The organism is Mucilaginibacter sp., from assembly GCF_039207105.1.
GTDB lineage: Bacteria > Bacteroidota > Bacteroidia > Sphingobacteriales > Sphingobacteriaceae > Mucilaginibacter.
In genome coordinates this window covers 1-4,403 of sequence record NZ_JBCECK010000257.1, presented here as the reverse complement: position 1 = coordinate 4,403, position 4,403 = coordinate 1, and the positions used below count along the sequence as shown (strand labels likewise).

4 protein-coding genes are annotated in these 4,403 nt (G+C 38.4%); 2 read left to right on the top strand and 2 right to left on the bottom strand.

Going from position 1 to position 4,403, the window contains the following annotated elements:
- Positions 1-112: 112 nt before the first annotated feature.
- Complete coding sequence (locus AAGC65_RS25105) at positions 113-805, top strand: NUDIX hydrolase (RefSeq protein WP_407940722.1); 693 nt, start codon at positions 113-115, stop codon at positions 803-805.
- A gap of 193 nt (positions 806-998) precedes the next feature.
- Here AAGC65_RS25105 and AAGC65_RS25100 read toward each other — a convergent pair whose 3' ends face one another.
- Positions 999-1,859, bottom strand: a complete 861-nt coding sequence (locus AAGC65_RS25100; RefSeq protein ID WP_343115204.1) for an N-acetylglucosamine kinase — start codon at positions 1,857-1,859, stop codon at positions 999-1,001.
- A gap of 306 nt (positions 1,860-2,165) precedes the next feature.
- Entirely contained in the window at positions 2,166-3,101 is a 936-nt protein-coding gene (locus tag AAGC65_RS25095) for a Nif3-like dinuclear metal center hexameric protein (RefSeq protein ID WP_343115203.1), read from the bottom strand.
- A gap of 260 nt (positions 3,102-3,361) precedes the next feature.
- On the opposite strand from AAGC65_RS25095, the gene AAGC65_RS25090 reads away from it, so the two are divergent.
- Complete coding sequence (locus AAGC65_RS25090) at positions 3,362-4,252, top strand: hypothetical protein (RefSeq protein ID WP_343115202.1); 891 nt, start codon at positions 3,362-3,364, stop codon at positions 4,250-4,252.
- Positions 4,253-4,403 lie beyond the last annotated feature (151 nt).

Here is a 4,403-nt window from a genome sequence, read left to right as displayed (position 1 = left end):
GTGCTACGAAGATAGTGTGTGTAAATTACACCATTAAATTTTATTTATTTTTTTTTGGTTTAGGAATTAAGCACATATATTTAGGCAAATAAACTTAAATCCCCGTACAATTTTGGAAGTAATGCTACCCAAGTTTGATTCCGTATTCTCTATTGACTGCGTAATTTTTGGATTTGAAGCCGGAGAGCTTAAAATTTTGCTTATAGAACGTAACGAAGAGCCTTATAAAGACTGGCTTGCCCTGCCCGGTTATATTGTTGAGCAGGACGAGAGTATTGATGATGCTGCCGAGCGTATTTTGTACGAGCTAACCGGCTTACGGGATATGCACATGCAACAGTTTCATACCTTTGGCGAAGTGAACCGCCACCCGCAGGGTAGGGTGATCACCGTAGCTTACTATGCTTTGATTCGCATAAACGGCCAGAAGGAATTACGACCTGTTACCCAATACGCTAAAAAAGCGTTTTGGCACCCCGTTAATGAACTGCCTAAACTGGCGTTTGACCACAGCCAGATATTTAACACCGGCTTTAATAAGATACGCAGGCGCCTGCATTACCAGCCTATAGCTTTTGAACTGCTGCCCGAAAAATTTACCCTAACCCAACTGCAGTCCCTTTATGAGGCGGTTTTAAATAAAAAGCTGGATAAAAGGAACTTTCGCAAAAAAATGCTGAGCTACGGATTTTTGAAAGAGCTTGATGAAAAACAGAAAGGTGTATCATACCGGGCTGCCAAATTATATAAGTTTGATAAACGCAAATACGGCAAAATATTCCAGGGCGAAATGAATATAGGATAGGGAGGAAGAGGACTTTAGGACTATTGGACGAAGGATTGATAGACAAAAGATTTTTGGACGTTAGCTATTTACTATAACTCACAAATTTAAATAAGAAGGGCCGGAATTATTTCCGGCCCTTCTTATATTTTATTGTCCTTGATCTTTTGTCTATCAGTCTTTTGTCCCTAAGTCCAATAGTCCCAAAGTCCTCTTACAAAGAGCTTGGAGCAAGGTCAAGGTGATATTTCACCAGGTTATCTATAGGAGAGCGAATGATGTTACCTACTTTCATACCGTTTTCGGTAACTACTTCTTCTAAAACGTTTCTGAAGTTATAACCAACTGAACCAATGCAGTTAAAGGTATATTTCTGATAATCTGGGTAGTGGGTTACCAAGTTACGGAAAAAATCTTCAAATGAGGTACGTACCAGGTTACGTGAGTATTCGATATGAACATTATTATCATAAACAAACTTGCTGAAGCTTGCGCAAAAACGGTTTGCACGCGGTTGGGTGTAAACCTGCTCATTGATATCATCGGGAGTAAGCTTGTAAGTTTCCCAGAAAAGGTTACGTACAGGCTCTGGCATATAACCACGCAGATAATCTGTCAGTAATTTTTTGCCGATGTAGCAGCCACTACCTTCGTCGCCTAAAATGTAGGCGCCTGAGTCAATGTTCATGGCTACATCTTTACCATCATAAATACAGGTATTGGTGCCTGTACCTAAAATAGCTGCAAAACCTTCGGTGTTACCTAAAAGGGCGCGGGCTGCTGCAAGCAGATCGTGGCCAATGTACACTTTTGATTTGGAGAAAACGACCTTCATCGCTTCTTCAACAATTTTGCGCATTTCGGGTGTTGAACAACCTGCACCGTAATAATTTACTTCGGTTATTTCATCCTTCTCAAGGTCGGTTGGCAAACTTTCATTTAAAGATTGTATGATATACTCCGTACCAGAAAAATAAGGGTTATAGCCCTCAGTGTTAAAATACACTTTTTTACCTTCTTCGGTAACCAGACACCAGTTCGTTTTGGTTGAGCCACCGTCAGCAATTATGATCATAAATTAAGTTTTGTTAAAAAAATCTGGTTAAAAGTATGATTAACTTATTGTAAAAAAAACACTTTCTATTTAAAAAACTAAAAATGGCTTTTTTAAGCTAAAAATACCACATTTTTATTAAAAAAGTTCAGTAATTACCCGCAATTTTATTCCTTTATTGAAAATTTCCTAAAACTAACAACTGTATGATTTACATATAATTAGCTTAATAGTAATTAAAGTAACTAATTTGCAATTGTACGGAATGTTAAATTATTTAACAACTAATATGTTTACATACAACGTATTATGTTCGGTATTTAACAGTTACAAAAAAGATAATGAATTATTGGCGGGGATATGCGTTGTTTTTATACCTGGTACATTTTCTTTGAGCCAGCCGGCCATAAATTCAGATCCGGGTTCTTCGCTGGCAATATGACCCAGAACAATTAATGATAGTTTATCGCCTTTAGCCTGAGCGTCGCGAACATATTCGGCGGTTTCCCATTCCTGTATTTCGCCACATATCAATACATCTGGTTTATACTTACCCATAGCCTGTATTTGCCGGGTACCTCCCGATGCTCCGGGCATCAGCAGTATTTTTTTGCAAATTTGGTTGGGGTTACCAATATAGCGCACCTGGCTAATGGATAATTTTTGTTTTAAGTGCTGGATAAGGGCGCTTAAAGAGGCATCAGGAAGTGTCAATACTTCACTTACCGAAGCATCATAATAGCTCTCCCAGTTTAATTGTTTTAATAACCCCATCCTAACGCCATCCGGATTAAGGCGATGGATATGATCATGATTACGCCATACCGCAATATGATGTTGCTTTAGCAGATCGGCCTTATAGCTGTAAACATCATCACCAGCAAGCCATGCGGTTTCGTCCTGATGGTTATAAAAAGTCGGCTCATGTGCTATAATGAAGTTAGCCCCAAGCGCTATAGCCTTGTTTATTACCTCAATGGTTGCAAACATGGTGGTAACTATCCCTGTAACCTTAATATCGCGGCTGCCGGACTTTAAAGTATCAACAGTAGGGTTTAAAGGTGCGCCCGGTACTTTATTTATAAACAGATCCATGATCTGGCCTACGGTAAAATCAGCTTTGATGTTGAAAAAGCCGCTTGCCCGACCAGCCAACGGAGATGTCAACAGAGCGGTGACTGCAGCAGTCTTAGTAAAATTGTAAATAAATTTTCTGCGTGATTGATCTTCGCTGAGGTAGTACTGTTTTTGGGGTAAACTCATAATATTTAGGATTAACCAAATATAAAAAATGAATTGTTTTTATGGGGATTATTTTGCCCGCTTATAAATGATGCGAACCTTATTTTCCACAAATGCCGGATTTTGATGACTAATGCACTGCTTCCGAAAGCCGGTTAAACGCATATTATTCAACTTTATACAAAACGGCACTTAAATTGCCTGTTGCCACAACTGAAAAGCAATTAATTAAATATTATAAGTTTAACATTTACATACTAAAATCTACACCTTTTCCTTTCATGAAATTTAAATTTAAAACGCTCCTTGTGGTATTAATAGGAGTTACGCTGCTTTACTCTGCCTGCAGAAAAGAAGTAAAAATGAACAATGGCACTAAATCCAACCCTGACTCTGGTTCTCCATCCAAGCCCGGCTCTCCAATTGATACAACCGGTATGGCAGTGGTACAAATAGTTAAGAATATTACCCAAACCTTTTCGGGGGCATATGGGGGAGTAAACATTAGCAACGGATTACTGCTGCCAGGCTTTACAACACTCAACAATTCAAAGGTTTCTGTAAAAGGGCTTTTTAACCTGTGTTCATTTTTCCCGGATACGGTAGTTGCTTACCGTACTAATATAGGCGATACCATTAAATCACAAACCAGCGGACTTTTTAAATTTTATTTTAGTTGTGATACTTTAAAAAAGCCGAGAATAAATGGTTATCCTGTATTTTCTGAGTTAAATGGTTACGCGGCTTTCGATTCCTTGGCAACAACCGGACAGTTGCCGCGCGGAAGTTTTGTTTATAACATTAAAGCTTTTTATGAGGCCAAAGCCCTGCAAACTGCTAACGCATCACTGGTTGAAAACGGAAGCAATAATACACTAATTTCATTCGGGGGCAGTGTAAAGTCATTTGTTGATACAGCGGCTACAAAGTCGTCATTAAGATCGTCATCAATTCATGCTTATTATGCTTTAGATGAGGTAACCGTTGATTTAACCCAAAAGGGAGATATAACCGGTGGTACAGTAACTTTTGGAGCTATTGGTGAAATTAATAGCGTAAAATGGTACTATACTGGTGCAATGAAGTTTTTAGGTAATCATAAAGCAGCCATTATCATTAACAAAAAAACTTTTATTATTGATTTAGTTACCGGTAAAACCATTACAGTTTAGTAACTTAACACACAGTTTTCTATTTGTAAATCAATTAGCAAAAAGTTGATGGATAATTCAGCATAATTTTGCATATTTGCACCGCGAAAAAATCGCGATGGTCTCATAGCTCAGCTGGATAGAGCAACAGATTTCTAATCTGTCGGTCTCA

Coding starts and splice junctions, on each gene's coding strand:
- AAGC65_RS25100 (WP_343115204.1), bottom strand. CDS start 1,859: ATGATCATAATTGCTGACGGTGGCTCAACCAAAACGAACTGGTGTCTG.
- AAGC65_RS25095 (WP_343115203.1), bottom strand. CDS start 3,101: ATGAGTTTACCCCAAAAACAGTACTACCTCAGCGAAGATCAATCACGC.
- AAGC65_RS25090 (WP_343115202.1), top strand. CDS start 3,362: ATGAAATTTAAATTTAAAACGCTCCTTGTGGTATTAATAGGAGTTACG.